The sequence below is a fragment of the Arthrobacter sp. sptzw42 genome (genome assembly GCF_059089685.1).
The window spans coordinates 345,268-371,281 of the sequence record NZ_JBNHEX010000001.1 but is presented as its reverse complement, the minus strand read 5'-3'; the positions used below and the strand labels follow the sequence as shown (position 1 = coordinate 371,281).

Genomic DNA, 26,014 nt, shown 5'->3' with positions numbered 1-26,014 from the left:
CGAATCCACCTTACGTCAGGCATCATTGCTTCATGAGCAACCCCGTTGAAAACATTCCCATCCGCGACAGTATGATCCGCCTCGGCCAGCTCCTCAAGCTCGCCAGCCTTGTGGAGGACGGCGTGGAGGCGGCGGATCTCATCAGGAACGGGCTCGTCAAAGTCAACGGCGAAATCGATGACCGCCGCGGCCGGCAGCTGCATCACGGGGACACCGTCACAGTGAACGGGCAGACCGTCCGGGTGGTGGCACCGAAGGCGGGCTGACCTCCCGGGCAGGCGCCCGGCGTCGTCCGCCTATTTCTTCAGCACCTCGTGGGTGAGGAATTCACCCACGTGCCCGATCTCCTGCTGGTTGATCCCGTGCCACATGCCTGTGTACAGCACCTTGGTGAGCTTGACGTGCTTGCGGACCCAGCCCATGGTGTAGTCGATCCTGTCCGGAGTGATCACCGGATCCTGCTGGTCCCGGCCCCAGAACATGGGAATGGTGCCGTCCAGTTCGGAGTCCCTGAAGCTGGGGTCGCCGCCCGCGTCCACCACAAAGCCCGAGAGCCCGACGACGGCCGCAAAGTCAGTGGGGCGCTGCCGCAGGAGCGTGGTGGCCATGGCCATTCCCATGGAAAAGCCCAGCAGTGACACCGAGGGGTGTCCTACTTTGATGGTGTCGATCCAATCCAGCACAAAGGACGACGCTGCCTTGACCCGATCCAGCGAGTACTCGATGGAGGCCGTGAGCGGAAACCAGGTGAAGCCCGGGCCCATGGCGATGGGGGCCCGGACTGAGGCCACGGCGAAGTCCCCCGGCAGCAGGTCAGCCAGACTGAGCAGGTCCTGTTCGTTGGCGCCGTAGCCGTGCAGCAGCACCAGCAGCGGCCTGCCGTCGCGCTGGTCCTCCGGATGTGACCACAAAACAACAGGGGCAGGAAATACTTCGGCTTCGGTCATGGTTTCCATTCTTACAGTTACCCCCAGGTAACAACCTACGTTCGCGTAGCCAGCGAAGCGGAAGGCAGGATAGGACCGTGACTGACACGAGTGCCATTCGAACCCCCACCGCCCACGCCGGATCCCACCCCTGGACCCGCTATGTGGCAATGGGCGATTCCTTCACCGAGGGCATCGGCGATCCCGAGCCCTCGAGCCCCGGCGGCTACCGCGGCTGGGCGGACCGTGTGGCGGAGGAACTGGGCCGCACCCAGCCCGACTTCGCCTATGCCAACCTCGCCGTGCGCGGCCGGTTGCTGCAGCAGATCGTGGACCAGCAGCTTGCCCCGTGCCTGGCACTGAAGCCGGACCTGGTGACCCTCTCGGCCGGCGGCAACGATCTCATCCGCCCTGGCGGTGACCCCGACGCGCTCGCCGAAAAACTCGATTCCGTGGTGCAGATCCTGGCGATGGGCGGCGCCACCGTGGTCCTCTTTAACGGCCCCGACACCGGCTCGTCAGTGCTGGGCAGGATCCGCAGCAAGGTTGCCATCTACAACGAGAACCTTCGCACCGTGGCTGCCCGGCACGACGCCGTTATCGCGGACATGTGGTCCCTGCGCCAGCTCAGCGATCCCCAGATGTGGGACCAGGACCGCCTGCATTTCTCTCCGCTGGGCCACCACACCATCGCGGCCATGGTGCTGGACTCGCTGAACGTTGAGCACACACTGGAGCCGCTCCAGCCCAAGCCTGTGCCTTCCCGCACCTGGCGCGAGGCGCGCTCCGGTGACCTGGTGTGGGCGCGCGAGTACTTTGTGCCCTGGGTGCTGCGCCGGCTGCGGCACCAGTCCTCCGGAGATGGAATCACCGCCAAGCGTCCGACGCCGGGGCCAGTCTTTGGCCCCGGCGTGCCGTTGGGATCCGGCGAGGGTCCTTTGGGCACCACCGAGGCTGCCAGGCGCTAGCGCCCGCAGGATAATCCCGACGGCGGCCAGTTCAGGCGGGCAGGCATGGAACCCCATGCGGTGGTGCGGATGCGGCTTCGGTCCCAGCTGCTCCGGGCACCTGCCGCGGCCTCTCCCGAAGCGGCACTCCGGAGGCTCCTGGCCGTGCAGGCACAGGAGTTTCCGTACGCCCGGTGGAGTCTCGCCCAGCGCGTATCGGCCGCCGGACGTGCACCCGTGACGGCTGCTGACATTGAACAGGCTGTGGCGGACGGCCGGATCCTGCGCACCCACATCCTCCGGCCCACCTGGCACTTCGTTCACCGGGACGATCTGCGCTGGCTCCGTGCGCTCTCCGGGCCACGGCTTGAGCAGGCCAATGCCTTCACCTACCGCAGCACCGGCATTGACGCGGCCGCTGCCGCGCGGAGCGCCGACGTGCTGGCACGGGCTGTTGCGGACGGAAACCACCTGACCCGTGAAGGCCTTGCGGACCGGCTGCGCGGGGCCGGGTTTACGGCGAAGGGCCTGGAGCTGGCCTACCTGATTATGCATGCCGAAATCAGCGGTGTCCTGGTGAGCGGGACGCCCGTGCGAAGCCGTGGCGGAGCGTTGAAGCAGACATACGCGCTTTTTGAAGAGCGGGTTCCCGCCGGGCCAGGGACGGCGCCCACCCGGGAGGAGGCGTTGGCCGAACTCGCCCGCCGCTATTTCACTGGCCGCGGTCCTGCCACAGCCAAGGACTGCGCCGACTGGTCGGGAATGACCATGACGGACGTCAGGAAGGGCCTGCAGCTCACCCTGGAAACTGAACCGGGGGCTCTCGCCTCAGCCCTTATAGACGGCGTCTTGTTCTATTACAGTCCTGAAGCCGCCGGCACTGGCGCCCGCGATGCTGAGTCCGGCAGTCCTGAAGCCGGGGCAGGAGACGGAGCCGCCGTCTCACCGGAAGGCCGGCCCCGGATCGACCTGGTCCAGTGCTACGACGAATACATCATGGGTTATTCCGCCACCCGGCACTACCTCGGGGGCAGCGCACCCGCTTTTCCCTCTGAAGGCCAGCCGATGCACGTGGTGCTGCTGGACGGGAAGATGGCCGGCGCCTGGCGGCATACGCTGCTTCCCGGCCGCTGCGAGCTGGATATCCGGCTGTCACTCTCCGCTGGGACGCCGGGTTCTCCAGTGGCCGCGGCAGTGCAGGAAGCAGTGGACCGGTACGGCGCATTCACCGGGCTCCCGGCCGTTCGCGTGCACTCCGGGGCTAAGCTTGAGGGACACATATGAGAGGCACGGCACCGTGAGCAACTTGTTTTTCTGGATCATCATTTTGTCATTCCTGATCCCGATGGCCATGCGGATGTACCGGAAGTCTGTGGCCCGCAGGAACCAGGAGCAGAGCTTCCTGGGGCGCTACCCCGAGCAGTTCCCGGGCGGAGGCCAGTTCCCGGGCTCAGCCGGCCCGCAGAACAAACAGCCCCGGGACGGCTTCACCCAGCAGGACTACTTCAGCGGCGGATTCCGCGGCCTTGACCGGCCCCAGCCGCTGCCGCCCGTCCAGCCGGTCCCGCCGATGGACCAGCAGTTCCCGCCGTACGGGCAGCAACAGCATGGGCAATACCAGCAGGGCCAGCCGGTGCAGGGACAACCCCAGGTGCCCCAGCAGCCGGCCGCCCCTGCAACTCCCCCGCCGCCGTCGGCCCCGCAGGGCTACCGCGCGCGCAGGCTGGCGGAGCTGGATGAGAAGTACAGCAACGGCGAACTGTCCGTTGAGGAGTACATGGCCCGCCGCGGCGAGATCATGAACGGCTGACGCGCCTCAGTCGACCTGCGGAAAGCCCAGGTCGATGACCGACGTCGCGGGGTCCGGCCACCGGGTGGTGACCACTTTGCCCCTGGTGTAGAAGCGGATACTGTCCGGCCCGTACATGTGCGTGTCACCGAACAGCGAGTTCTTCCAGCCGCCGAAGGAGAAGGTGCCCACCGGCACCGGGATGGGCACGTTCACGCCCACCATGCCCGCCTCCGCGTCGAACTCGAACTGCCGGGCGGCGCCGCCGTCACGGGTGAAGATGGCAACGCCGTTGCCGAACTCGTTGTCGTTGACCAGTTGGACGGCGTCATTGTAGGTATCCACGCGGACAACGGACAGGACAGGCCCGAAGATTTCGTCGTCGTACACCTTCATGCCCGGCTTGACGTTGTCCACCAGGCTGACGCCAATAAAGAACCCGTCTGAATCGAACTGCTGCGAGCGGCCGTCAACAACCACCGTGGCCCCTTCGTCCTCTGCGCCTGCCACGTAGGAGGCCACCCGCTCACGGTGCTCCGCCGTAATCAACGGGCCCATCTGCGATGCCGGGTCCGTGCCCGGGCCGATGGTGAGCGTCGCCATCCGGCTCTTGATGGCCGCCACGAGGTCGTCAGCGACGTTGCCCACCGCAACAAGCACGCTCACTGCCATGCACCGCTCACCCGCTGAGCCGTAGGCAGCCGACACGGCCGCGTCGGCTGCCATGTCCAGGTCCGCGTCAGGCAGGACCACCATATGGTTTTTGGCCCCGCCCAGTGCCTGGACCCGTTTGCCGTGGTCCGCCGCGCGCTTGTAGATGGACTGCGCGATGGGCGTTGAGCCCACGAAGCTGACGGCTTTCACGTCCTGGTGCTCAAGCAGGACATCCACCGCTTCCTTGTCTCCCTGGACCACGTTCAGCACGCCGGCGGGCAGCCCCGCTTCCGCGAAGACTTCCGCGATGAATACGGCCGATGAGGGATCCTTTTCGCTCGGCTTCAGGAGGACGGTGTTGCCGCACGCCAGTGCACTGCCGATCATCCACAGCGGCACCATGGCCGGGAAGTTGAACGGGGTGATGCAGGCCACCACGCCTACAGGCTGCCGGACGGAGTGAACGTCCACGCCGCTGGAAACCTGCTCAGAGCGTTCCCCCTTGAGCATGTGGGAGAGCCCGGTGGCGAACTCGATGTTCTCGAGCCCGCGGGAAATCTCCCCTTCGGCGTCGGAAAGCACCTTGCCGTGCTCGCTGGTAAGGACGGCAGCCAGTTCGGACTTGCGCTGGTTAAGGATTTCGCGGACGCGGAAGAAGATGTTGGTCCGCTTGGCCAGGCTCGTTGCCCGCCACGCCGGCAGTGCGGCCTTGGCCGCGGCGATGGCTTCCTCCACGCGGGCGGCCGAAGCCAGCGCCACCTGCTTTTCCTGCTCTCCTGTGGCGGGGTTGAAGACGGGGCCGAAGCGTTCCGCGTCGGTGACGCGGCTGCCGTTGATGTAATGCGGGATGGTTTGCATGAAAGTCTCTCTTCTACTTTGCTGAATCCAGGGAACCGTCAACGAGCTTGATGATCATGGAGCAGTCCTTGCCGGACTCGCCCGCATCGATAAGGCGCTGGTACAGCTGCTGGACGTGCTTGCCGATTTCCAGGGGCGTGCCGGTGTCTTCCGCAGCGCTGATGGCCAAGCCGATGTCCTTGTTTGCCAGTTCGGCGGTGAACGTGGGCGCAAAGTCGTTGTTGGATGCCGCGGTGGGGACGACGCCGGGAACGGGGTACCAGGTGCGCAAGGCCCAGCTGTCCCCGGAGGAGACGGAGGCGATATCCCAAAACACCTTCTTGTCGAGGCCAAGCCGGTCCGCCAGCACGGCGCCCTCGGCTGTAGAGGCAAGGTTGATCAGGAGCATCAGGTTGTTGCAGATTTTGGCCGCCTGGCCGGTGGTGGCTCCGCCGGTGGGGATGATGTTTGCGGCCATCGGTTGGATGAAGCCGGCAGCATCGGCCACGGCACCAGTTTCACCGCCGACCATAAAGGTGAGTGTTCCGGCTGCCGCGCCGCTCATCCCGCCTGAGACAGGGGCATCAACGAAGCGGAAGCCGGCGGCAGCGGCGGCGTCGTGCAGCTCCTTTGCTGCGGCGATATCGATAGTGGAGGAATCGACCAGGAGGGTGCGCGTATCGGCATGGGCCAGCACCCCGTCCGCGCCCAGGTAGACGGCCCTGGCGTGTTCGCCCTTCGGCAGCATGGTGAAGACGACGTCGGCGCCGGCCACAGCCTCGGCGATGCTTCCCACCGGTTTGACCCCTCCGGCCTCCGCTGCGGCGAGCGCGGCGGGGTTGAGGTCGAATCCCCGTACGTCGTGGCCCGCCTTGGCGAGGTTCCCCGACATGGAACCGCCCATATTCCCCAACCCAATCCAACCGACTACTGCCATGGTCCAAGCTCCTTTGCTGTGTCCCCGGCCGAAGGCAGCCGGAAGGTCTGTGTCCACCATCACACCCCTGTTACAGTGCAATCAAGGGGAAAAAACACAGACAGTATGTGCACTGATGCACACGGATGGAAGGTGATGAGTGGCGCGGCTACCGAGTCCGGACGACCTGCTGATTTTGCTGACCGTGGCCCGGCTGGGGCGTTTCAATGCCGTCGCAGAAACGCTTGGTACCACGCACACCACTATTTCCCGGCGGATCCTCGCCCTCGACAAGCAACTGGGCGGGCGCACGCTGGAGCGCAGCCCGCACGGGTGGGAATTGACGGAGCTGGGCGCTTCGGCCGTCGCCGCGGCCGAGAGGATCGAGGAAACCCTGGGTTCCCTGGCTGCGGTCACAGGCCAGGACCGGGACGCTCTCGCCGGCATGGTGCGGATCAGCACCTCTGACGGTTTCGGCGCCGAATTCGTCACGCCTGCGCTGGTCCGGCTGCAGCACCGGCATCCCATGCTCAATGTTGAGATGCTCAGTGCCACGCGCAAGGTCAGCCAGAACCGCTCCGGCGTGGACCTGGAGGTGGTGGTGGGACGCACGGACGTGAGCAACGCGCAGGCCATCTTCCTGACCAACTACTTCCTGCGGCTCTACGCCAGCCCCGCCTACGCCGCCCGGAGGGGATTACCGGAAACGCCCGACGGTGTGCGGCAGCATGGCTTCGTCTCCTACGTGGAGTCGGCACTTCAGGTGGCCGAACTGGGCCACCGGTCCTCGCAGCTGCCGATGCCTAAGTCCAGTTTCCAGGCGACGAGCATTTTCGCCCAGGTGGAGGCGGTACGCCGCGGTGCCGGCATCGGGTTGCTTCCCAGCTTTATGGTGGCCCGGGATCCAGGGTTCGTTCCGGTGCTCCGGGACTCCTTCCAGCGCCAGGTGCCCATCTGGGCAGTGGCCCGGCCGGAAGCGCTGCGGTCCGCCAGGGTGCAGGCCGTGATTGCTGCGCTGCAGGAAGAGGTGGCGGAACGCCAGGATCTGTTGGCAGCCTGATGCGGCGGGCGCGTGATCCTGCTGCAATTGGAGCAGGATCCATGTCAGGCCTGGAAGAGCCGCCTTACCACCTGTCCTGCGGCGAGCGCATCGAGGCCTTCGTTGATCTCCTCCAGCGGCCGGGTGTCCGTGTGCAGCAGCTCAACGGGGAGCCTGCCCTCCCGCCAGTACCGGAGATAGAGGGGGATGTCCCGGCCTGGAACGGCGTCGCCCATATAGGACCCGAGCAGCCGCTTGCCCGCTCCCGCGAACTGGAGCGCGGGCACCGTCAGCTCCGCAGTGGGGTGCGGCAGTCCCACGGAGACCACGGCGCCGCCGCGGGTCACGTGTTCAAGGCAGGAGGTGATGACACGTGCTGATCCCACAGCTTCGATGGCAGTGTCCACGCCGTCACCCGCGGCCTCAGCAATAAGACGGGAAGCCTCGTCCGGCGTCCCCACCGCCGTGGCGCCGCACTTCAGGGCGAGCCCGTGTTTGCCGGCATTCGGGTCGATGGCAATCACGGAGGAGGCACCCGCGAGAGCGGCGGCCATAACGGCCGAAAGCCCCACGGCGCCGAGTCCGAAGACCGCCACTGACTGGCCGGGCTGGACTGCAGCGGTGTTCATTACCGCTCCCATTCCGGTGAGTACGGCGCACCCGAACATTGCTGCAACAGTGTCCGGGACGTCGTCGTCGATAACCACCACCGATTCCCGCGCCACCACTGCATAGTCGGCGAACGCCGAGACCCCCAGGTGGTGGTTGATCCGTTCCCCTGCAGGCGTCCGCAGCAGGGCCTCGCCGTGCAGGAGGTCCCCGGTCCCGTTGACTTCCGCAGCGCGGTGGCAGAGTGCGGGGCGGCCTGCCCGGCACGCGCGGCAGGCACCGCAGCTGGGGACGAAGACGAGGACCACGTGGTCTCCGGGGGAAACATCCGTCACGCCCTCCCCCACTGCGGCAACGCGTCCTACGGCCTCGTGCCCCAGTGCCATGGGAAGGGGCCGGACGCGGGAACCGTCCACCACTGACAGGTCGGAGTGGCACAGGCTTGAGCAGGTGATGGTGATGCCCAGCTCGCCGGCCCGGGGTTCCGGCCGGTCGAGCTCCTCGACCCGAAGGGGGTGCGCGTCGGTGTAGCTCGTTCCGGGCGGGACAGTGGAGTAAAGAACGGCTGCTTTCATGGGAAATCCTGACTTCGTCGATGGGGCTGACGGCCGAACTGCCCGGGCCTGCGTTGTCGCGGGTCGGGCAGTCTGCGTGTTGTGCGGTGGCGGGTGCCGGAGCCTACTTCTTGGCCGCTGCCAGCAGGTCGGCCGTGCCCTTGGCGTCTGCCGCGTCCACGTCGTGGAGCGAGATGCCACGGGTCTCCTTGAGGAAGAACACCGAGATGGCGGTCACGATGCAGGCACCGAGCAGGTACAGGGCCACCGGGGTGGAGGACTTGAAGTTGCTCAAGAGTGCAGTGGCGATGATCGGTGCCAGCGAACCGGCAACGATGGAGGTGACCTGGTAGCCCAGGGAGACGCCAGAGTAGCGCATCCGGGTGGGGAACATCTCGGCCATGATTGACGGCTGCCCTGCGTACATCAGCGCGTGGAAGAGGAGGCCGATGGTGATGGCGGCCAGGATGACGATGTCGTTGGCGGTGTCCATCATGGGGAAGGCGAAAAAGCCCCAGGTTCCGCCGAGGATGGCGCCCGCCATGTAGACCGGCCGGCGGCCGAAGCTGTCGGACATCTTTCCCACGAGCGGGACAGCGCAGAAGTGGATGAAGTGCGCCACCAGCAGGAGCAGGAGGATCCGGGAGGTGTCGGTCTGGACGACCACTTTCAGGTAGGTGATGGAGAACGTCACCACGAGGTAGTACAGGATGTTCTCGGCGAAACGCAGGCCCATGGCGGTGAAGACACCGCGGGGGTAGCGGCGAAAGACTTCGGCGACGCCGTAGCCCTTCTTCTCGACGGTGACTTCCTTGCGGGCTTCGATGAAGATCGGGGCGTCCTGGACCTTGGTGCGGATGTAGTAGCCGACGATCACGATCACGGCCGAGAGCCAGAAGGCGACGCGCCAGCCCCAGCCGAGGAATGCTTCCTGGGAAAGCGTGGCAGAAAGGGTGAACAGCACGCCGGTGGCCAGGAGGTTGCCGAGGGGAACGGCGGACTGCGGCCAGCTGGACCAGAACCCGCGGGACTTGTTCGGGCTGTGCTCGGCAACGAGCAGCACGGCGCCGCCCCACTCCCCGCCGACGGCGAAGCCCTGGACGAAGCGCAGGAACACCAGGAGGGCCGGGGCCCAGTAACCGATCTGGGCAAAGGTGGGCAGGCATCCCATGAGGAAGGTGGCCACGCCCACCAGGATGATGCTCAGCTGCAGCAACTGCTTGCGGCCGAACTTGTCCCCGAAGTGGCCGAAGACAATGCCGCCGATCGGGCGGGCCACGAAGCCTACGGCGTAAGTAACGAAGGCAGCGATGATGCCGTCGAGTTCCGTCCCTGAGTTGGGGAAGAACATTTTGCCGAACACCAGGGTGGCGGCCGAGGCATAAAGGAAAAACTCATACCACTCAACTACGGTGCCGGCCATGGAGGCCGTCACTACTTTCCTCAGGCCTGTGGATTTGACGTCGGTTTCCTCTGGCCGCCGTGCGGCGGAGTGTTCCGTACTCATGTGAACTCCTTCGGCGTCGTCTTCGACACCACTGGGACAGTCTGTAGCGGATGCGTGTGGTTTTGGTCACGAACCGCCGGGTCCCATCGAGTATGGTCCTCCCAAACGCGCAGCTCAACGCCGAATGATGCAGAGTGCATCTGCATTAATGCACACGGGCAGGCTTGTGGGGCCGGGGCTACTCCGAAAGATGGTCCCGCAGCTGGCTCCCCAGCTGGGCGATCTCCGTGAGGAATCCGTCGTGCCCGATGGGTGCCTCGATAAGGTGGACGTCTACCTCGCCGGGGAGGGCACGGGCCAGTTCCCATGACTGGGACGGGAAGTAGAGCCGGTCAGAGTCCACCGCCGCTACAAAGAACCGTGCAGTGCAAGCGGACAGGGTCTGGACGAGGGCTCCACGCCCCCTGCAGATGTCATGGCTCATGAGCGCTTCGGTGATGGCGATATAGCTGTTGGCGTCAAACCTCTGGACCAGTTTGCTGCCCTGGTGGTCCAGGTAGCTTTCCACCTGGTAGCGCCCGCGCGCTGCAAGCTGCTCGCCTTGAAACGGTGATTCGGGAGCCTGCGGCGCACGGCCGAACCTGCCGTCCAGCTCGACCGGAGAGCGGTACGTGATGTGGGCGATCCGCCGGGCGAGGGCCAGCCCCTCCTCGGGGGCGGGGCCGCCGTAGTAGTCGCCGCCGTTGAAGTTGGCGTCCTGCCGGATGGCGAGCGTCTGTGCCTGGGCGAAGGCGATCTGTTCTGCCGTGCTCGCGGCACCAATGGAGATCACGGCGCAGCGCTGCACCCGTTCCGGAAAGGTGACGGCCCATTCGAGGGCGCGGGCGCCGCCCATTGAGCCGCCCAACACGGCGTACCAGCTCCGGATTCCGAGCTGGTCTGCCAGCCGGGCTTCGGCCACGGTGCTGTCCCGCAGGGTCACCAGCGGAAAACGCGAACCCCACGGTTTTCCGTCCGGGGCAGGCGACGAGGGCCCGGTCGAGCCGTAGCAGCCGCCCACAATATTTACGGACACCACGAAGAAGCGGTTGGTATCCACTGGTGCGTCCGGCCCGGCGAGTTGTTCCCACCAACCGGGCTCCTCGGTGTCGCCCCGGGTCACGTGGGTGCTGCCGGTCAGTGCATGTTCGATCAGGACGGCGTTGCTGCCGTCCTCGTTCAGGGTGCCCCAGGTTTCGTAGGCCACAACAACGTCCGGCAGGTAACCGCCGGCTTCGAGCTTCAGCCCGCCGATGGAGGCGTAGCGGACAATGCCGTGTTCGGGGACAGTTGTACGGGTGACGGTAACCGTCATGGCAAGACCTCTTCTACGCGCTTGCCCGCCGTCATATGACCGGCAGGCCAGGTCTTCACCCGGGGCACCCCGCCGCGGAAGGAGGGTTGCCGGCCAGCAAGCCGGGGCTGTCACTGGCACTCATGACCTGGTTCGAGTGTACGAAACAGCCCCTGCCTGCCGCCAAGAGTGTGACTGGTTGTGACTTCCCCGGCCCGTTGCTGCCCCCGGGCGCCCACCCTGTGGGAGGGCTAGGCTCCGGTGGCCTCCTTGGCCGCGCGGAAGCCGGCTTCGAGGTCGGCCAGGATGTCATCGATATGTTCGATCCCCACCGAAAGCCGCACCAGGCCGGGGTTCACGCCCGCCACCACCTGCTGCTCGGGCGACAGCTGGCTGTGGGTGGTCGACGCCGGATGGATCACCAGCGACCGGACGTCGCCGATGTTCGCCACGTGGGAGTGCAGCTCCAGCGCGTCTACAAAACGCTTGCCCGCCTCCGCGCCACCGGCAAGGTTGAACGACACGATGGCGCCGGTCCCCTTGGGGCCGTATTTGCGGCCCCGCTCGTACCAGGGGCTGGAGGGAAGCCCCGCATAGGCGACCGATTCGACGTCGTCACGCGCTTCCAGCCACTGGGCAACTTCCAGGGCGTTGGCAACATGCCGTTCCACCCGCAGGCTCAGCGTCTCCAGACCCTGGGCGATGAGGAAGGCGTTGAAAGGCGACACCGCCGAGCCGAGGTCCCGCAGCAGCTGCACACGGGCCTTCAGGATGTAGGACAGGTTCGCGCCGAGGGCACCGTCTGCGCCGAGATCGCGGGCGTAGACAAGCCCGTTGTAGGTGGGGTCCGGGGTGTTGAAGCCCGGGAACCGGGCAGGGTCCTTGCCAAAGTCGAACTTTCCGGAGTCGACGATCACTCCGGCAATGGCGGAGCCATGGCCGCCGAGGTACTTGGTGGCTGAGTGCACCACAATGTCAGCACCCCATTCGAGCGGCCGGATCAGGTACGGGGTGGACAGGGTGTTGTCCACGATCAGTGGAACGCCGGCGTCGTGCGCCACCTGGGACACGCCTTCGATGTCCAGGACGTCCTGCCGCGGATTGGACACCACTTCGCCGAAGAAGAGCTTGGTGTTGGGCTGGACTGCCCCGCGCCACTGGTCCAGGTTGTCCGGATCTGCCACGAAGGTGACTGAAATCCCGAATTTCTTGAGTGTATGGGCAAAGAGGTTGTAGGTGCCGCCGTAGAGGCTGGGGCTGGCGACGATGTGGTCCCCTGCCTCGGCGATGTTCAGGACGGCAAAGGTCTCGGCGGCCTGGCCGGAGCTGAGCAGCAACGCTCCCAGGCCGCCTTCCAGGCTGGCGATCCGCTGCTCCACCGCTTCCTGCGTGGGATTGCCGATCCTGGTGTAAATGGGTGCCAGCTCGGCCAGGGCAAAGCGGTTGGCGGCGCTTTCAGCGCTGGGGAAGACAAAGGACGTGGTCTGGTAGATGGGAAGGGCCCGGGCGCCGGTGGCACCGTCCGGCTCCTGCCCTGCGTGGATCTGGCGGGTTTCAAAAGACCATCCGTTGGACAAGTAAGGCTCCTTTGACATGGGCCCGGCATGCTGGGAAGCACCGCGGGCCGCGCTTGCCATCCGGCCGTTGCCGGACAACCAGGTCCTCACCCGGGGCACCCCACCGCGGGTGGAGGGTTGCCGGCCAGCAAGCCGGGGCTTCGTGCTGGCACTCATGACCTGAGCTCAGTGTAGGAACGTGCAGACACGGCCGAACAGGATTATGACGAACATAGTCCTCAAGATTTCGGGGACCTGCGCAGAAAAACCAGTGCTTCCACGGGAAAATCCCAGTAAGGGTTGCCTTAGCTGAGAGCCCGATCACAAAGTGCCAAGATGTTGCCATGCGCATGGATCACGTCTCTTACGCCTGTGAACACGATGGCCTGGCTGCCACCACCGAACGTATCTCCTCTGCCCTCGGCGTTGAGGCAGTGAAGGGCGGGGTACACCCGCGGTTCGGAACCCGGAATATGATCATCCCGCTTGCGGGACACAAGTACCTCGAAGTGGTGGAGGTCCTGGACCACCCCGCTTCGGACAAGGCTCCCTTCGGACAGGCAGTGCGTGCGCGGTCTGCCGCCGGCGGCGGCTGGATGGGCTGGTGCGTCGAGGTTGACGACCTGGCACCATTCGAAGAGCGCCTTGGCCGCTCCTCGGTCAACGGAAACCGTAAGTTTCCCGACGGCCGCGAACTGGTCTGGAAACAGATCGGCATCCTCGGTCTGATCGCAGACCCGCAGGTTCCGTACATGCTCAAGTGGGAGGGCGACCCGACCCTGCACCCGTCCAACGCCTACGAAAGCAACGTCAAGATGAGCTGCCTGACCATTGCCGGTTCGGCTGAGCGCGTTACTGAATGGCTGGGTGAGCCGGTAGAGAAGCCGCTCGAGGACGTGGCCGTGGAGTGGGTGGCACCGCACGGAACCCCCGGGATCCTTTCGGTGACGTTCGAGACCGCCAACGGAGCCGTCACGATCTGATTGTCCCTGGCGGAGTTGCGGGGCTGATGCCCGGGCTTCCGTACGGTCGGATATACCAGCCCGCTCTTTCCTGAGCTTCGGCCGCCATCAGCAGGTGACAACGGCGCCACCCGCTGATGGCGGCCGAATCCACTTCGCGGCGTATTGCGGCGGGTTAAGTTCCTCGGAACCCGGGCCGGCAGTTGAGCCTCTCGAAACCCTGGCCGCAGTTGGAAGCGAAACCTGCCGGAGGAATGTCAGACCCCCTTGTCATCATGGGTGTATGGGAAAAGCGGCGGTAGCGAAGGCGTTTGAGGACATCAATGCCGCTATTTCCGTGCTCAATGCCGAGGCGAAGGGATGCGGTTCGGAGCCGTTCTCGACTGCTGATCCGCTGGCCGGGCTGGCTGATGGCTGCCTGGACATCCTTACCGGGGCCTCCGCGGTCCAGGCCCGGATGTCGGCGTTAGTGGTCAACGCTACAGCGACGTACGCCGAGTCTGCACGGGCGGCCGCTCCGCCGAACGCGCCCGTGCAGGAACAGGAAATGGCCATCGCCGCGGAAATCGGCTGCCTCCTGACCCTCAGCAGCCGGGCCGCCGGCGCCCTGCTGGCTCAGTCCCATGCCCTGACCACGTCCCTGCCCCTGGCCCTGGCCGCCCTCGAAACCGGGACGATCTCTTGGCTGCACGCCCTGGCCATGATCGAGGAAACCGCGACCCTCGACCCCGCAGGCGCCGCGGCCCTGGAAGCGCACTTCCTGAACCCGGACACCACGAAACCCGGCACCGCCGCGCCGATCGGGGACATCCCCGCATACCGGTCTAAAGCCAAAGCCCGGACCTGGCGCGAGCGCCACCACGCCGAGTCCATCGAACAGCGGCACATCAGGGGTGTGGCGGACCGGCGGGTGGAATACCGGCCGGACCAGGACGGGATGGCCTGGCTCTCCGCCTACCTGCCCGCTGACCAGGCGGTAGCGGGCTGGAACCGGCTCACCGCCCTCGCCCGCGGACTCCAGGGCCCCAACGAACACCGCACCCTCACCCAACTGCGGGCCGACCAGTTCGCCGGAGCCCTCCTCAGCAGCGGGGACATGATCAGCGGCGGAACCACTACCGGCAGCAGTGACGATACAGGCGCAGACGCAGGCCCGGCTGCAGACTCTGATGCAGGTACAGGAACGCATCGTGGGCCATCGTCATCGATCCGGCCACAGGTACTGGTCACCGTGCCCGTGTTCTCCCTGCTCGGCCTCACCGACGAACCCGCCATGCTGGACGGCTACGGACCCATCCCGCCCTCGATGGTTAGAGACCTCGTCACCAACGGCGCCAACTCGTTCTACCGGGTCCTCGTGGACCCCCGCGACGGCGCGCCACTGGAGATCGGTCGGACCAGCTACCGCCTCACCAAAGCCATGAAGAAAGCGCTCCAGCTCCGGGACGGCAAATGCACGTTCCCCGGGTGCAGCAACAACTCCCTGGACAACGAAGCCGACCACCTCACCGCCTGGCACCACGGCGGAACCACCGGAATCAGCAACCTCGGCCAGCTCTGCCCCACGCACCACCGCCTCAAACACGCCACCGCCTGGAAACCCACCAGGGCCACCAGCACCCAACCGCCGGGCTGGACCTCACCCACCGGCAGGCACTACAAACCCGAACACCACGACTGGGAACCACCACACTTGCCACGCCAACTCCAGACCGTGCCGGAAGACGCTACGCGCGGCCACGTGGACTTTGTCCTCGTCGCGCACTCCCCCGGAGAGGACTGCATCGAACGGTTCCTGCACGCGCGCGGCGGTTGACCTTCACGGATTTTGAGCCTTTACCCCAGTCCTATGGCCTTGCCGAACAGGCTGAAGCCGACGAAGGCCACGATGTCCAGCACGGCATGGGCGATCACCAGGGGCATGACGCGGCGCGTCCGGGTATACAGCCACGCGAAAACGAGGCCCATCACCACGTTGCCGATGAAGGGGCCAAAGCCCTGGTACAGATGATAGGTGCCGCGGAGCACCGAGCTCACGACGATGGACAGCGGTACGCTCCAGCCGAACTTCCCAAAGCGGTTCAACAGGTAGCCCACCACGATGACTTCCTCCACCACGGCATGGCGCACTGCCGAGAGGATCAGCACCGGCACTGTCCACCAATACGCGTCGAGCGCACTGGGAATGATGGCCGTAGTAATTCCAAGAGCCCTCCCCGCGGCGTAAAGGCCAAGGGACGGGATACCTATCAGAGCCGCCAGTCCCAACCCCTGGAACAGGTCCCGGCCAGGCCGCTCGAAGTTGAATCCGAGCTTGCGGAAAGCCGAACCCGCGTTGCTGTCACCGGAGGCTGCCTGCCGCTGGTCCGTGAGGAAGTAAATCACCAGCAGCACGGGCACCAGCGCGAAGATGATGTCCAGCAGTTGGTAGGTCAGGTCAAAGTATTCACGAGTGCTCTGGGAGCGGTTGAGCGTGGACGTGCCTTCTGCCAGCGGCGCCCGTGTCATCTTGTCCAGTAGCTGCACCACCGAGTAGACCGCAGACTGGCCCAGGGACAGGCCCAGGACAATCCAGACTTCAATCTTCAAACGACGGCGGGAGGGAACCAGCATGTACCCATCTTGCCTGCAGTTCCTGGTTCCGGGCTGATTGCCCTTACCGTCCGGCTGGCACACAGCTGAAACTAGCTGGCAGCCACAGTCACTTCCGTACCGTTGGCTTCAAAGGCCGCCTTGTCCCGTGCCGAGATTCCTGAATCCGTAATGAGGCGGGTGAAGTTGTAGCCGTCCATGGTGGCAAAGGCGCGCACCCCTACTTTGGACGAGTCAGCCAACACATAAGAAACGCGTGCCCTGCTGGCTAGCAGGGCGTTCACCGAGGCCTCCCCCTCCCCCGTGTTGGTTGGTCCCACTTCAGGGTCAATGCCGTTGACGCCGATGAAGGCGATGTCCAGCACCACCTTCTGCATAATGATGTCCGTGTAAGGCCCCACGAGTTCATAGGAGCGCGGATTAAGGATTCCGCCGGTCACCATGACCTTGATGTTTGGCCGGACCGCCAACTGCCCGGCGATATTGATCGCATTGGTTACTACCGTGAGGGTGGGCTGGTTGGAAGGCGCGTTGAGGTCCTCGCGGGTGGCCAGGATCTGTGCCAGTGCGGTGCTGGTGGTGCCGCCGCACAGGCCGATCACCGCCCCTGGAGCAATCAGTGCAGAGGCGGCCTGGGCAATCTGTTCCTTGGCCTCGGCGTGGTCGTCACGGTTGTACCGGCCCGGCAGGTCGTACGCGAGAGCACCGGTGGTGGCACCGCCCCGGGTCCTGGTCAGCAACCGTCGCTTTGCCAGGCTGTCCAGGTCGCGCCGGGCAGTGGCTGGGGAGACGTTGAGGGTGGTGACGATCTCTTCGACCTCTACCTGCCCGGTTTTGGCAAGGAGATCAAGGATGGCCGTCAGTCGGTCGGTGCGGGTCATGCAATGGCCTCCAGGTACTCCGCCACCAGCTCCGATGACGGTTTCTGATCATAACAGGTCCTTTACGATCATCTAACGCCATTTTGTGGTGCTGGTTACCTGGCCCGTTTACCGGCACGCCATACAGCGTACGTCAGTGGCATGCCCGGGCGGTAAGCAAGGTGCGTCGCAGAGGGTGCGTTGAGCAGCTGAAGGTCCGCCCGGTGACCGACGGCGATTGAACCCACCGCGCGTTCGCCGTCGGCATCGTTTCCTGTGTCCTTGTGCAGGGCCAATGCACCGCCGTAGGTGGCGGCCCGGACGGCTTCATGGACGCTGAGGCCCATCTGCAGCACTGCCGTGGTGACGCAGAAGGCCATGGAGCTGGTGTAGGACGTGCCCGGGTTGCAGTTGGAGGCCAGCGCCACCTGGACTCCGGCGTCCAGCAGGGCCCGTGCAGGCGCGAGCGGCTGGCGGGTTGAGAGGTCGCAGGCCGGCAGGCAGGTGGCCACGGTGCCGCGCCGTCCGGTTCCGTCGGCATCATCCCAGGCGGCCCAGGTTCCGGCGAGCGCGTCCACGTCCTGCTCCGCAAGGTAGTTCACGTGGTCCACGCTGGCGGCGCCGAGTTCCACTGCGAGCTGCACTCCCGGCCCCTCGCCCAGCTGGTTGCCGTGCACGCGCAGGCCGAGCCCCGCTTCGCGGCACGCCAGCAGGACCCGCCGGGACTGCTCAGCCGTGAAAGCGCCCTTTTCACAAAAGACATCAGCCCACTGCACGTATGGCCGGACGGCGGCCAGCATCGGACCGCAGACGAGTTCCGTGTAGTGGTCCGGATCCTGCCCGGCAGGCACCAGGTGTGCTCCGAGGTAGGTGACCTGGTCGGCCACGGTGGAGGCGATGCGCGCACTCCGGGTTTCGTGTTCAACGTCCAGGCCGTAACCGGTTTTCGTTTCGATGTAGGTGGTTCCCTGGGCAACAGCTTCGTCAACGCGGGCCAGCGCGAGGCGGGTGAGGTCGAAGTCGGAGGTTGACCGGGTGGCGTCCATAGTGACGGCGATGCCCCCGGCGGAATAAGACTCCCCAGCCATCCTCGCCTCGAACTCCGCCGTCCGGTCCCCGGCGAAAATCAGGTGGGTATGGGAGTCCACCCAGCCGGGGAGCATGGCACGGCCGCCGGCGTCGACGGCGTCGTCCGCGGCAGGTGCGTCGGCCGCGGCGCCGAACCAGGAGATCCGTTCCCCCTCAATCACCACCGCAGCGTCCCGCAGGACCTGGTGCTCCAGGTCCTGCGTCATCAGCTCGGCGATATTGGTGATCAGCGTACTCATAGTGCCATTCTTCAGCGCCGGACGGACCAGCGGGTTGCCGCCAGCGCCTGCGCTGTCCGGGATGCCGGACTGTCGTCGGTTCGGCCCGAGGCGCTGCTGGTTGTGTCGAGGCCGGCGAGTATTTGCCCTGCTGCCAGTTCCGCCATCGCGGCCGATGTCTGGAACCCATAGCCGCCCTGGCCTGCAAGCCAGTAAAAGCCGGGGGCTTCGGCGTCGAAACCGGCCACCGGGATACCGTCCGCCGCTTCGGTCCGCAACCCGGTCCAGGCACGGCGGATTCCGGTGATGCCGAGCGTTGTCAGTTGATTAAGCCTTGCGGCGAGCCGCTCCACGTCACCGGGGCGGGGCCTGGCGTCTTCGGCCCTGCTGGGCACTGATTCGGACGGGGAGATCAGCACGTCGCCACCCTCGCGGCGGAAGTAGAACGAATTGTCCGCTGCCGCCACCATAGGGCTCCGCTCGGGCAAGGGGTGTTCGACGGCGGCAATCGCCGCGGTCCGCCGGTACGGCTGCAGCCCGAGCTTCTCCACCCCGCTGATGACGGCGAGTTCATCGGCCCAGGCGCCGGCGGCGTTGACCAGGACGCCCGCTTCGAGTGCCTCCGTGCCGGCTCCCACTTGCCAGCCGGAGCCGAGGCGCTGCGCGGAATGGACCCGCGCGCCGGTGATGATGTCCACCCCGGCCGCGAGGGCACGCTCCCGGTAGTCGGCCAGCAGGAGGGGCGCGTTGCAGCCGAAGGATCCGGTGTCGAGGCCGGCGGCGGCAAACGAATCCGGGACCAGCGCCGGGCAGAGTTCGAGTGCTTCGGCCACGCTGATGGGCTGCATGGAGCCGCTGGCTTCGGCAGCCACCTCTTCCTCGGTCCCGACCAACATGAAGCTGCGGGGTGTGAGCACGTGTTCGGGCAGCTCAGCGTCGCGGGCAGCAATCAGCTCGAGGGTTCGGACCGTCAGTTCCTGGACCACGGGCGGACCGTAGCTGGGGATGAGCTGCCGTGCTGAGCGGGAGGAGGTGTGGTACGCCAGCTCCTGCTCAGCCTCCACCAGCGCCACGCTGCACTTGCCGGCCAGCGCCGAAGCAAGGGATAGCCCGGCGACGCCGCCGCCGACAATTAGGACGTCGTAGTGTGCTGCCATGGCACCATCCTTGCAGAGTTGGGCGGACGGCGGCTGAGCTCAGGCTCCGACTTCGGCACGGCTGGCGACGAAGGCCCGCACGCACGTTTCGACGTCGTCCGCTGAGTGGGCGGCCGAAAGCTGCACCCGGATCCGGGCGGCCCCGCGCGGCACCACGGGGAAACTGAAGGCGGTGACGAAGACGCCATGCTGCAGCATCCGGTCGGCCAGCTTGGCAGCCAGGACGGCGTCGCCGAACATCACCGGGACAATGGCGTGCTCGCCGGGCAGCAGGTCAAAGCCTTCCTCGGTCATCCGGCGGCGGAAGAGCGCAGCGTTGTCAAAGAGTGTTCTCCGCAGCTCCGCCGAGTTCTCCACGAGGTCCAGGGCTTTGATGGTGGCGGCAACGATAGCCGGGGCCAGCGAGTTCGAGAAGAGGTACGGCCGGGCCTTTTGCCGGAGCATGGCCACTACTTCCCGCCGGCCGGAGACGTAGCCGCCGGATGCCCCACCCAGCGCCTTGCCGAATGTGCCGGTGTAGATGTCCACCCGGTGCGACACCCCTGCGTGTTCCGGGGTACCGGCACCGGTGGCGCCCATGAAACCGACGGCATGCGAGTCGTCCACCATCACCAGGGCGTCGTGCTTCTCGGCAAGGTCGCAGATGGCTTCCAGCGGCGCCAGGTACCCGTCCATCGAAAAAACGCCGTCGGTGACGATGATCTTGCGGCGGGCGTCCTTTGCCTCCACCAGTTTCGCTTCCAGGTCCGCCATGTCCTGGTTCGCGTACCGGTACCGCTGGGCTTTGCACAGACGGATGCCATCGATGATGGAGGCATGGTTCAGGGCATCGGAGATGATGGCGTCCTCCGGGCCGAAGAGCGATTCGAAGACCCCGCCGTTGGCGTCGAAGCAGCTGGAGAACAGGATGGTGTCCTCGGTCCCCAGGAACCGCGAGACGCGGGCTTCGAGTTCCAGGTGCAGGTCCTGGGTGCCGCAAATAAAACGGACGCTGGCCATGCCGAAGCCGCGTTCGTCCATGGCGGCCTTGGCTGCGTTAATGATGTCGGGGTGGTCCGCCAGGCCCAGGTAGTTGTTGGCGCAGAAGTTCAGCACGTTGGCGCCCTGCCGGCCAATGATGCCGGCGGTGATGTGGCTTGACTGGGGCGAGTTGATGCTGCGTTCGGTCTTGAAGAGTCCCGCGGTGCGGATGTCCTGCAGCTCGCTGCTCAGCTGGTCCTTGATCGAGGTGTACATGGTGTTCCTTAGAGTTGGGTCCAGTCGAGGACAACTTTTCCGCCCGCGCCGCTGCGGGCCAGGTCGAAGCCCTTTTCCCACTGGGCGGCAGGCAGCGTATCAGTGACGACGGCGGAAATGCCGGCGTGCAGCACGGGGTTGGACGAGAGCATGGCGCTCATGGCATACCAGGTCTCGTACATTTCGCGGCCGTAGATGCCTTTAAGCGTGAGCATGTGGGTGACCACCTTGCCCCAGTCAATGGTGATGTCCTGGCTGGGCAAGCCGAGCATGGCGATCCGGCCGCCGTGGTTCATGTTGTCGATCATTTCCGGCAGGGCGGTGGGGTGGCCTGACATTTCCATCCCGATGTCGAAGCCTTCGCGCATGCCGAGTTTCCGCTGCGCGTCCCGGACACGCGTGGTGGAGACGTCGATGGCGAGATCTGCGCCGAGCTGCCGCGCGAGGTCCAGCCTTGGCGGGGACACGTCCGTGATGGCAATCTTGCGGGCACCGGCATGGCGTGCGACCGCGATGGCCATCAAGCCGATGGGGCCGGCGCCGGTAATCAGCACGTCCTCACCCACCAGCGGGAAGCTGAGGGCGGTGTGGACGGCGTTGCCGAAGGGGTCGAATATTGCACCGAGCTCGGCGGTGACGGAGGGATCGTGATGGACCCAGACGTTGGTTTCCGGGATTACGACGTACTCTGCGAAGGCCCCGTCCCGCTGCACACCCACACTTACGGTGTGGATGCACATCTGCCGCCGGCCGGCACGGCAATTACGGCAGATCCCGCAGACCACGTGGCCCTCCCCGGAGACCCGGTCACCGACTTTGACGTCGCGCACGTCCTCGCCGATCCCGACGACTTCCCCGTAGAACTCATGGCCGGGGATGAGGGGAGCTTCGATGATCCCCTGCGCCCATGAGTCCCAGGACTGGATGTGCAGGTCAGTGCCGCAGATCCCGGTGGTTATGACCCGGATCTTGACATCCGCGGGACCGGCCGCCGGTTCGGGGCGGTCCACCAGTTCGAAGCCGGCCCGTGGGCCGGGCTTGTACAAAGCCTTCATCGGCTTCCTAACTCTTCATCTTTGCGTCATCGGCGGGAGCTGCCCTCCTCATTACAGCGAGGAAGAAGCTTAAGCACAACCGCTATCTTCTCAATCAACGATGTAGCTGGAGCTAATGAATAGACTGGGGAACATGGAGATACACCAGCTGGAGATCCTGCGCGAGCTCGGCTCCTTGGGCAGCGTCAAGGCCGTGGCGGACACGCTGATGGTGACACCTTCGGCGGTCTCCCAGCAACTGGCGATCCTGCAGCGCGCCGTGGATGTTCCGCTGACCCGCAAGGAAGGCCGGAACCTGGTCCTGACCGAGGCCGGCCAGGTGCTGGCCGACGCCGGCGCCGCCGTCGTCAGCGCCATGGCGGATGCCAAGGGCGCCATCGGGAGCTACCACGGCATGCCGGATGGCAGGGTTACTCTCTCCGGCTTCCACAGCGCGGGCCAGGCCGTGTTTGCCCCGCTCGCGAGGATGTTGGACGCGGAGGGACAACCGCGGATAGAGCTTTCCGACGAGGACGTGGCCCAGCAGGACTTTCCTGCCCTCACTGCCCGCTACGACCTGGTGCTGGCCCACCGGATGGACCACAGTCCCCGGTGGCCCGCGGAGCGGGTGACGGTGATTCCTCTCGCCCACGAACCCCTCGACGTGGCGCTGCCTGCCGGACACCCACTGGCCGGGAAGGCGGCCGTGACAGCGGACGACGTCGGCGGGGAGGCCTGGGTGACCAGCCACACCGGCTACTCCCCCGCCGATGTGCTGTCCGCCGTCGCCGCCGTTTCCAGCCGGGAACTGAACATCGTCCACCGGATCAACGACTACTCCACGGTTGCGGCCCTGGTGGCTGCCGGCGGAGTGGTGGGGCTGCTGCCCAGGTACACCGCCGGGCCGGTGCTCAACGCGCAGATCGTGCTGCGTCCCCTCGAAGGAATCAGCACGCGGCGCCGGATCGACCTTCTGGCACGGCCCGAGAACCTGAAGCGCCGTTCAGTCATGATCGTCTCCGAGGCGCTGCAGAGCATCATGGCCGGCCTGGTGGAACAGGGCTGACGCTGCCTGCCCCCGGGCGGCGTGAGCACTGATCAAACCAAAACTGGGTCGCAGCAAATGTCGTTATGAGCGCTCAAAACGACACTTACTGCGACCCAGTTGGGTGGGGAATTTAGACGGTGACGCCCAGCTTCTCCAGGATCAGTTCGCGGACCCGGCCGGCGTCGGCCTGGCCGCGGGTGGCCTTCATGACTCCACCTACGATGGCGCCGATGGCCTGCACCTTGCCGCCGCGGATCTTGTCCGCCACGTCAGGCTGTGCAGCCAGCGCGGCGTCGATGGCTTCGAGCAGCGGGCCGTCGTCGGAAACCACGGCCAGGCCGCGCTTTTCGACAATTTCTGCGGGGGCGCCTTCACCGGCGAGCACGCCGTCCAGCACCTCCGAGGCCATCTTGTTGTTGATCTTGCCCTCTTCCACCATGCGGGCGAGCTCCACGATGGTGGCGGGCTGGACTCCCAACTGGCCGGGGTCGACGTCGGCGTTCTTGGCGCGGCCCACGATTTCGCCCATCCACCATTTGCGGGCAACGGAAGCGGAAGCACCTGCGGCAATTGTTTCCTCGATCTCGTCCATCACGCCGGCGTTCACCACATCGCGGAATTCGAGGTCCGAGTAGCCCCAATCGGCCTGCAGCCGCTTGCGGCGGGCGGCCGGCGGCTCGGGCAGCGTGGCACGGAGCTCTTCGACCCACTCGCGTGAGGGAACAACAGGAACCAGGTCCGGTTCCGGGAAGTAGCGGTAGTCGTCGGCGTCGGACTTGGCGCGGCCGGACGTGGTGGTGCGGGTGTCCTCGTGCCAGTGGCGGGTCTCCTGAACGACCGGCTCGCCGGCATCGAGGACGGCGGCATGGCGCTGGATCTCGTAGCGGACGGCGTGTTCGACGGCGCGCAGCGAGTTCACGTTCTTGGTTTCCGAGCGGATGCCGAACCGTTCCCGGCCGTGCGGGCGGAGCGAGACGTTGGCGTCGCAGCGGACGTTGCCGCGTTCCATCTTCGCGTCGGACACACCGAGGTTCTTCACGATTTCACGGACCGCTGCCACGTAGGCCTTGGCGAGCTCGGGCGCGCGGGAACCGGCGCCTTCGATCGGCTTGGTGACGATTTCGACCAGGGGAACACCGGCACGGTTGTAGTCCACCAGGGAGAAGTCGGCGCCCTGGATGCGGCCGGTGGCACCACCCATGTGGGTGAGCTTTCCGGCGTCCTCCTCCATGTGGGCACGCTCGATCTCCACGCGGAACACGGTGCCGTCGGAGAGTTCGATGTCCAGGTAGCCGTCATAGGCGATGGGTTCGTCGTACTGGGAGGTCTGGAAGTTCTTGGGGGTGTCCGGGTAGAAGTAGTTCTTCCGGGCGAAGCGGCAGGACTCGGCGATCTTGCAGTTGAGCGCAAGGCCGATCTTGATCGAGGACTCGATCGCGGCCTTGTTCACTACCGGCAGGACGCCGGGCATGCCGAGGTCCACCTCGTTGACGTTGGTGTTGGGCTCGTCGCCGAAGACGTTGGGAGCGGAGGAGAACATTTTGGTCTTGGTGTTGAGCTCCACGTGGACCTCGAACCCCAGGACGGGATCGTACTTCTCCATGGCCTCTTCGAAGCTCAGGATTGCGTCGGTGTTCATTAGTTTGCCTCCTTGGCTTCGACGAGCACGGCCACGGGACGTGGGGAAAGTTCCGGGGCCTGGGCCAGCAGCGGGCCGCCCCACCTGGCCTCCAGCAGCGACTCCAGCACGGCGCCCACGCGGTACAGGCGGGCGTCCTCCCGGGCCGGGGCCAGCAGCTGGATGCCAACGGGGAGCCCGTCCTCGTCGGCAAGGCCGCCGGGAAGCGACAGGCCCGGAACCCCGGCGAGGTTCGCCGGAATGGTGGCGACGTCGTTGAGGTACATGGCCAGTGGATCGTCCAGTTTCTCGCCGAGGCGGAAAGCGGTGGTGGGGGCGGTGGGCGAAATCAGGACGTCGGCCACGGTGAAGGCGGCGTCGAAGTCGCGCTGCACCAGGGTGCGGACCTTCTGAGCAGAGCCGTAGTAGGCGTCGTAGTAGCCGGCGGACAGCGCGTAGGTGCCCAGGATGATGCGGCGCTTGACTTCGTCGCCGAAGCCGGCGGCGCGGGTGGCACCCATCACGCGTTCGATGGTCATGGGACCGTCCTCGGGGAGGACACGCAGCCCGTACCGGACGCCGTCGAACTTGGCCAGGTTGGAGGACGCTTCAGAGGGCATGATCAGGTAGTAGGCGCCCAGGGCGTACTGGAAGTTGGGGCAGGACACCTCGACGATTTCGGCGCCGGCGTCCTTGAGGAGTTCCAGGGAGTCGTGGAAGCGGTTTTCGACGCCGGCCTGGTAGCCCTCGCCGTGCAGTTCCTTGATGATGCCGATCCGCATGCCCTCGACGTTGCCGGTTTTCGCGGCGGCCACGAGGTCAGCCAGCGGGTCCGGCAGGGAGGTGGAATCGCGGGGATCATGCCCGCCGATGACCTCGTGCAGGAGGGCTGAGTCCAGGACGGTCCGCGAGACGGGGCCGATCTGGTCCAGCGACGATGCCATGGCGATGGCACCGTAGCGGGACACGCTGCCGTAGGTGGGCTTCATGCCCACGGTTCCGGTGACCGCACCGGGCTGGCGGATGGACCCGCCGGTGTCGGTTCCCAGCGCGAGGGGCGCCTCGAAGGCCGCGACGGCGGCTGCGGACCCGCCGCCGGAACCGCCCGGGATCCGGTCCAGGTCCCAGGGGTTGCGGGTGGGCCCGTAGGCGGAGTGCTCCGTGGAGGAGCCCATGGCGAACTCGTCCAGGTTGGTCTTGCCCAGGATGGGCATCCTGGCCGCGCGCAGGCGCTCCACGACTGTGGCGTCGTAGGGGCTGTGCCAGCCCTCAAGGATTTTGGAGCCGGCCGTGGTGGGCTGGCCTACCGTGACGATGAGGTCCTTGACTGCGATGGGAACGCCGGCCAGGACATGCAGGGCGTCGGCTTCGGCGCCGCCGGCGGCGCGGATGGCGTCCACCTCTGCCGCGACGGCGAGCGCTTCCGCGGCGTTGACGTGCAGGAACGCGTTGACGCCCCGTTCGCCGCCGTCAACGGCAGCGATCCGGTCCAGGTATGCCTGGGTGACTTCCACGGAGGTGACCTCGCCGGCAGCGAGCTTTTCGGCCAGCGTGGACGCGGAGAGGCGGATGAGTTCGTTGGTGTCAGTCATG

At 66.0% G+C, this 26,014-nt stretch carries 23 protein-coding genes and 2 riboswitches; of the genes, 8 read left to right on the top strand and 15 right to left on the bottom strand.

Annotated features, from left to right (window positions below):
* The first annotated feature begins 32 nt into the window (after positions 1-32).
* A complete protein-coding gene (locus AC5RT4_RS01670) occupies positions 33-266 on the top strand; it encodes an RNA-binding S4 domain-containing protein (RefSeq protein WP_494104686.1) in 234 nt (77 codons plus the stop codon).
* Between the two features lie 30 nt (positions 267-296).
* On the opposite strand, the gene AC5RT4_RS01665 is transcribed toward AC5RT4_RS01670, so the two are convergent.
* Entirely contained in the window at positions 297-947 is a 651-nt protein-coding gene (locus AC5RT4_RS01665) for an alpha/beta hydrolase (protein ID WP_494040934.1), read from the bottom strand.
* A 77-nt stretch (positions 948-1,024) separates the two neighbouring features.
* Here AC5RT4_RS01665 and AC5RT4_RS01660 point away from each other — a divergent pair, with 77 nt between their 5' ends.
* From AC5RT4_RS01660 to AC5RT4_RS01650, 3 genes are read left to right on the top strand one after another with little or no spacing between them, the layout of a single operon-like run.
* Complete coding sequence (locus AC5RT4_RS01660; RefSeq protein ID WP_494104685.1) at positions 1,025-1,894, top strand: SGNH/GDSL hydrolase family protein; 870 nt, start codon at positions 1,025-1,027, stop codon at positions 1,892-1,894.
* A 45-nt stretch (positions 1,895-1,939) separates the two neighbouring features.
* Positions 1,940-3,157 carry a winged helix DNA-binding domain-containing protein gene (locus AC5RT4_RS01655; protein ID WP_494104684.1) on the top strand — a complete coding sequence of 406 codons (1,218 nt, stop codon included), beginning with the start codon at positions 1,940-1,942 and terminating at the stop codon, positions 3,155-3,157.
* Between the two features lie 13 nt (positions 3,158-3,170).
* Positions 3,171-3,683 carry a hypothetical protein gene (locus AC5RT4_RS01650; RefSeq protein WP_494040937.1) on the top strand — a complete coding sequence of 171 codons (513 nt, stop codon included), beginning with the start codon at positions 3,171-3,173 and terminating at the stop codon, positions 3,681-3,683.
* A 6-nt stretch (positions 3,684-3,689) separates the two neighbouring features.
* On the opposite strand, the gene AC5RT4_RS01645 is transcribed toward AC5RT4_RS01650, so the two are convergent.
* Positions 3,690-5,174 carry a CoA-acylating methylmalonate-semialdehyde dehydrogenase gene (locus AC5RT4_RS01645; protein ID WP_494040938.1) on the bottom strand — a complete coding sequence of 495 codons (1,485 nt, stop codon included), beginning with the start codon at positions 5,172-5,174 and terminating at the stop codon, positions 3,690-3,692.
* Positions 5,175-5,187: 13 nt separating this feature from the next.
* A complete protein-coding gene (gene mmsB / locus AC5RT4_RS01640) occupies positions 5,188-6,090 on the bottom strand; it encodes a 3-hydroxyisobutyrate dehydrogenase (RefSeq protein WP_494040939.1) in 903 nt (300 codons plus the stop codon).
* 139 nt (positions 6,091-6,229) lie between these two features.
* Here mmsB and AC5RT4_RS01635 point away from each other — a divergent pair, with 139 nt between their 5' ends.
* Positions 6,230-7,129 carry a LysR family transcriptional regulator gene (locus AC5RT4_RS01635; RefSeq protein WP_494040940.1) on the top strand — a complete coding sequence of 300 codons (900 nt, stop codon included), beginning with the start codon at positions 6,230-6,232 and terminating at the stop codon, positions 7,127-7,129.
* Positions 7,130-7,173: 44 nt separating this feature from the next.
* Here the strand turns inward: AC5RT4_RS01635 and AC5RT4_RS01630 are convergent, their stop codons facing one another.
* From AC5RT4_RS01630 to AC5RT4_RS01615, 4 genes are all read right to left on the bottom strand, one after another.
* Entirely contained in the window at positions 7,174-8,292 is a 1,119-nt protein-coding gene (locus AC5RT4_RS01630) for a zinc-binding dehydrogenase (RefSeq protein WP_494040941.1), read from the bottom strand.
* A gap of 103 nt (positions 8,293-8,395) precedes the next feature.
* Positions 8,396-9,778, bottom strand: coding sequence for an MFS transporter (locus AC5RT4_RS01625; RefSeq protein ID WP_494040942.1), 1,383 nt, complete (start codon positions 9,776-9,778; stop codon positions 8,396-8,398).
* Positions 9,779-9,956: 178 nt separating this feature from the next.
* A complete protein-coding gene (gene metX / locus AC5RT4_RS01620) occupies positions 9,957-11,072 on the bottom strand; it encodes a homoserine O-acetyltransferase MetX (protein WP_494104683.1) in 1,116 nt (371 codons plus the stop codon).
* Between the two features lie 12 nt (positions 11,073-11,084).
* Positions 11,085-11,200: riboswitch (SAM riboswitch) on the bottom strand.
* A 102-nt stretch (positions 11,201-11,302) separates the two neighbouring features.
* Positions 11,303-12,628, bottom strand: a complete 1,326-nt coding sequence (locus AC5RT4_RS01615; RefSeq protein ID WP_494104682.1) for a bifunctional o-acetylhomoserine/o-acetylserine sulfhydrylase — start codon at positions 12,626-12,628, stop codon at positions 11,303-11,305.
* 44 nt (positions 12,629-12,672) lie between these two features.
* Positions 12,673-12,788: riboswitch (SAM riboswitch) on the bottom strand.
* Between the two features lie 163 nt (positions 12,789-12,951).
* Here AC5RT4_RS01615 and AC5RT4_RS01610 point away from each other — a divergent pair.
* Positions 12,952-13,590 carry a VOC family protein gene (locus AC5RT4_RS01610; protein ID WP_494104681.1) on the top strand — a complete coding sequence of 213 codons (639 nt, stop codon included), beginning with the start codon at positions 12,952-12,954 and terminating at the stop codon, positions 13,588-13,590.
* Between the two features lie 262 nt (positions 13,591-13,852).
* Entirely contained in the window at positions 13,853-15,385 is a 1,533-nt protein-coding gene (locus AC5RT4_RS01605) for an HNH endonuclease signature motif containing protein (protein ID WP_494104680.1), read from the top strand.
* 20 nt (positions 15,386-15,405) lie between these two features.
* Here the strand turns inward: AC5RT4_RS01605 and AC5RT4_RS01600 are convergent, their stop codons facing one another.
* The 6 genes from AC5RT4_RS01600 to tdh all read right to left on the bottom strand — a co-directional run bounded on the left by AC5RT4_RS01600 (position 15,406) and on the right by tdh (position 21,776).
* Positions 15,406-16,182, bottom strand: a complete 777-nt coding sequence (locus AC5RT4_RS01600; RefSeq protein ID WP_494104679.1) for a CPBP family intramembrane glutamic endopeptidase — start codon at positions 16,180-16,182, stop codon at positions 15,406-15,408.
* A gap of 71 nt (positions 16,183-16,253) precedes the next feature.
* The gene (locus AC5RT4_RS01595; protein WP_494104678.1) at positions 16,254-17,042 is read right to left on the bottom strand and encodes a DeoR/GlpR family DNA-binding transcription regulator; all 789 of its coding nucleotides are present in this window, start codon (positions 17,040-17,042) and stop codon (positions 16,254-16,256) included.
* Between the two features lie 95 nt (positions 17,043-17,137).
* Positions 17,138-18,349, bottom strand: coding sequence for an imidazolonepropionase (gene hutI / locus AC5RT4_RS01590; RefSeq protein ID WP_494104677.1), 1,212 nt, complete (start codon positions 18,347-18,349; stop codon positions 17,138-17,140).
* 11 nt (positions 18,350-18,360) lie between these two features.
* Positions 18,361-19,485 (bottom strand): NAD(P)/FAD-dependent oxidoreductase, encoded by a 1,125-nt coding sequence (locus AC5RT4_RS01585; protein ID WP_494104676.1) that lies wholly within the window; start codon positions 19,483-19,485, stop codon positions 18,361-18,363.
* 39 nt (positions 19,486-19,524) lie between these two features.
* Positions 19,525-20,721: a glycine C-acetyltransferase gene (locus AC5RT4_RS01580; RefSeq protein WP_494104675.1), complete on the bottom strand. Its 1,197-nt coding sequence runs from the start codon at positions 20,719-20,721 to the stop codon at positions 19,525-19,527.
* Between the two features lie 8 nt (positions 20,722-20,729).
* On the bottom strand, positions 20,730-21,776 hold the full coding sequence (gene tdh / locus AC5RT4_RS01575; RefSeq protein WP_494104674.1) for an L-threonine 3-dehydrogenase: 1,047 nt from the start codon (positions 21,774-21,776) through the stop codon (positions 20,730-20,732).
* Positions 21,777-21,909: 133 nt separating this feature from the next.
* On the opposite strand from tdh, the gene AC5RT4_RS01570 reads away from it, so the two are divergent.
* Positions 21,910-22,821: a LysR family transcriptional regulator gene (locus AC5RT4_RS01570; protein WP_494104673.1), complete on the top strand. Its 912-nt coding sequence runs from the start codon at positions 21,910-21,912 to the stop codon at positions 22,819-22,821.
* Positions 22,822-22,933: 112 nt separating this feature from the next.
* Here AC5RT4_RS01570 and gatB read toward each other — a convergent pair whose 3' ends face one another.
* Positions 22,934-24,442, bottom strand: coding sequence for an Asp-tRNA(Asn)/Glu-tRNA(Gln) amidotransferase subunit GatB (gene gatB / locus AC5RT4_RS01565; protein WP_494040955.1), 1,509 nt, complete (start codon positions 24,440-24,442; stop codon positions 22,934-22,936).
* Positions 24,442-26,013, bottom strand: coding sequence for an Asp-tRNA(Asn)/Glu-tRNA(Gln) amidotransferase subunit GatA (gene gatA / locus AC5RT4_RS01560; RefSeq protein WP_494104672.1), 1,572 nt, complete (start codon positions 26,011-26,013; stop codon positions 24,442-24,444). The genes gatB and gatA overlap by 1 nt, the downstream gene beginning before the upstream one ends.
* Between the last annotated feature and the right edge of the window lies 1 nt (position 26,014).

What these genes read in the sequence shown, in the direction of transcription:
- gatA (WP_494104672.1), bottom strand. Translation starts at nt 26,013, where the DNA reads ATGACTGACACCAACGAACTCATCCGCCTCTCCGCGTCCACGCTGGCC.
- AC5RT4_RS01655 (WP_494104684.1), top strand. Translation starts at nt 1,940, where the DNA reads ATGGAACCCCATGCGGTGGTGCGGATGCGGCTTCGGTCCCAGCTGCTC.
- AC5RT4_RS01595 (WP_494104678.1), bottom strand. Translation starts at nt 17,042, where the DNA reads ATGACCCGCACCGACCGACTGACGGCCATCCTTGATCTCCTTGCCAAA.
- AC5RT4_RS01610 (WP_494104681.1), top strand. Translation starts at nt 12,952, where the DNA reads ATGCGCATGGATCACGTCTCTTACGCCTGTGAACACGATGGCCTGGCT.
- mmsB (WP_494040939.1), bottom strand. Translation starts at nt 6,090, where the DNA reads ATGGCAGTAGTCGGTTGGATTGGGTTGGGGAATATGGGCGGTTCCATG.
- AC5RT4_RS01600 (WP_494104679.1), bottom strand. Translation starts at nt 16,182, where the DNA reads ATGCTGGTTCCCTCCCGCCGTCGTTTGAAGATTGAAGTCTGGATTGTC.
- tdh (WP_494104674.1), bottom strand. Translation starts at nt 21,776, where the DNA reads ATGAAGGCTTTGTACAAGCCCGGCCCACGGGCCGGCTTCGAACTGGTG.
- AC5RT4_RS01645 (WP_494040938.1), bottom strand. Translation starts at nt 5,174, where the DNA reads ATGCAAACCATCCCGCATTACATCAACGGCAGCCGCGTCACCGACGCG.
- AC5RT4_RS01665 (WP_494040934.1), bottom strand. Translation starts at nt 947, where the DNA reads ATGACCGAAGCCGAAGTATTTCCTGCCCCTGTTGTTTTGTGGTCACAT.
- AC5RT4_RS01670 (WP_494104686.1), top strand. Translation starts at nt 33, where the DNA reads ATGAGCAACCCCGTTGAAAACATTCCCATCCGCGACAGTATGATCCGC.
- AC5RT4_RS01580 (WP_494104675.1), bottom strand. Translation starts at nt 20,721, where the DNA reads ATGTACACCTCGATCAAGGACCAGCTGAGCAGCGAGCTGCAGGACATC.
- AC5RT4_RS01585 (WP_494104676.1), bottom strand. Translation starts at nt 19,485, where the DNA reads ATGGCAGCACACTACGACGTCCTAATTGTCGGCGGCGGCGTCGCCGGG.
- hutI (WP_494104677.1), bottom strand. Translation starts at nt 18,349, where the DNA reads ATGAGTACGCTGATCACCAATATCGCCGAGCTGATGACGCAGGACCTG.
- AC5RT4_RS01570 (WP_494104673.1), top strand. Translation starts at nt 21,910, where the DNA reads ATGGAGATACACCAGCTGGAGATCCTGCGCGAGCTCGGCTCCTTGGGC.
- AC5RT4_RS01630 (WP_494040941.1), bottom strand. Translation starts at nt 8,292, where the DNA reads ATGAAAGCAGCCGTTCTTTACTCCACTGTCCCGCCCGGAACGAGCTAC.
- AC5RT4_RS01605 (WP_494104680.1), top strand. Translation starts at nt 13,853, where the DNA reads ATGGGAAAAGCGGCGGTAGCGAAGGCGTTTGAGGACATCAATGCCGCT.
- AC5RT4_RS01625 (WP_494040942.1), bottom strand. Translation starts at nt 9,778, where the DNA reads ATGAGTACGGAACACTCCGCCGCACGGCGGCCAGAGGAAACCGACGTC.
- gatB (WP_494040955.1), bottom strand. Translation starts at nt 24,442, where the DNA reads ATGAACACCGACGCAATCCTGAGCTTCGAAGAGGCCATGGAGAAGTAC.
- metX (WP_494104683.1), bottom strand. Translation starts at nt 11,072, where the DNA reads ATGACGGTTACCGTCACCCGTACAACTGTCCCCGAACACGGCATTGTC.